This is a genomic window from Streptomyces synnematoformans, assembly GCF_039531005.1.
Lineage (GTDB): Bacteria > Actinomycetota > Actinomycetes > Streptomycetales > Streptomycetaceae > Streptomyces > Streptomyces synnematoformans.
In genome coordinates, this window is sequence record NZ_BAAAPF010000636.1 from 1 (window position 1) to 1,555 (window position 1,555).

Sequence of the window (1,555 nt, forward strand, 5' to 3'; positions counted from 1 at the left end):
CGGGCCGGTGTCGCACACGGCGGTGGTCAGCGGCGCGGACACCTCGCGGGCGCCGCGGGGGCGGGCGCTGGTCAGCTCGGTGGTGCTGGGCGAGGACTCGGGGCGGCCGGCGCGGGTGCTGGACAAGTCGGCGCGGCGGCAGCTGAGCGAGCTGTACGGGACGTCGGCGTTCGACTGGGAGCTGGTGGCGGCACACCACGATCCGGAGGCGGTCCCGGCGATGCCGGCGCCGCACGACCTGCGCCGTCCGGTACGGGTGCTGTGCGGCCTCTACGTGTGCGGCGACCACCGCGACACGAGCGGCCCCCAGGGCGCCCTGTACTCCGGCCGCCGCGCGGCCCGCGCGCTGCTCCGCGACTTCGGCCTGACCCCGGCCACGGAAACCGCCGCGGTCCCGGCGCTCGCCTAGCAGGAACGGTTCTCCGCCAGCGCTCCCACCCGGGGCAGCCGCTTGAGGGGAGCGGTGCTCGTGCGGGGAGAGCGGCGCTCTCCCCGCACGAGCACCGCTCCGTACCGAGAGCACCCCGCGTCCCGCCGCCGACCGCGAGGCCGCGCCGGGCCTCACACCGCCAGCGCCGCGACCCGCTCCCGGTACACCCGCACCGGAGGTGCGTCGCGGTACGGCTCCAGACGGCGTTCGAAGTCGCGCACGTACTCCGCCGCCCGCGCCGACCGCATCTCCGCCGCCTGCTGCGCCGCCTCCGCGCCCAGCACACACGCCTGCTCCACCTCGCCAAGACCCAGCCGGGCCGCGGCCAGCACGAGCCGGCAGAACACCCGGCTGCGCGCGAACCCCGCCGCGCGCAGCTGCAGCGAGCGCTCGGCGTGCTGCGCCGCCGCCCGGTACTGCTGGAGGTCGCGGTGGCAGTGCCCGAACTCGTCCGCCAGCTGCGCCTCGTCGAAGAACCGCGCCCAGTGCGGCGCCTCCTCCCCCGGCCGCGCCGACTCCAGCGCCCGCTCCGCCCGCGCCAGCGACGTCGTGCACGCCCGCACCTCGCCCAGCAGCCCGTGCCCGCGCGCCTCCGCGGCGTGCAGCAGCGCCTGCACCACCGGGGGCACGCCCCCGCCGACGCCCTGCTGGGCGACCCGGGCCAGTTGCACGGCCTCCCGGCCGTGCCCCAGGTAGACGGCCTGGCGGCTCATCGTGACCAGCACGTAGCTGCCGTACGCGCGGTCGCCCGACGCCTGCGCCAGGCGCAGCGCCTGGACGAAGTACCGCTGGGCGAGCCCGTGCGCGGCGATGTCGTACGAGGTCCAGCCCGCCAGCCGGGTCAGGTCCGCGGCGGCGGAGAACAGCCGGCGCCCCGTGGCCTCGTTGTACGTGCCGCGCAGCATCGGCTCGACCTCGTGCTCCAGGTACCGCACGAGGGCCTGCCGGGCGTGCCCGCCGCCGTACGCGTTGTCCAGCGCCCGGAACATCTCCGCGACGGACCGCATCGCCCCGATGTCGCCCTGGGTGACCCGCTGGCCGGGCGCCCGGGCCCCCGGCCCGCCCCAGCCCGGCCCCGGGTCGCCGCGCCCGGCGGCGCCGCCACCGGGGCCGCCGGGCTGCGGG

Annotated in this window: 2 protein-coding genes; one reads left to right on the top strand and one right to left on the bottom strand. The window is 78.3% G+C overall.

Annotated elements, in window-relative coordinates; translation table 11 throughout:
• On the top strand, positions 1–409 hold a 409-nt coding region (locus tag ABD317_RS36755; protein ID WP_344296384.1), incomplete at its 5' end, for an FAD-dependent oxidoreductase.
• 152 nt (positions 410–561) lie between these two features.
• On the opposite strand, the gene ABD317_RS36760 is transcribed toward ABD317_RS36755, so the two are convergent.
• A partial coding sequence (locus tag ABD317_RS36760) for an NsdA family TPR-like regulatory protein (protein ID WP_486389034.1) occupies positions 562–1,555 on the bottom strand: 994 nt, incomplete at its 5' end.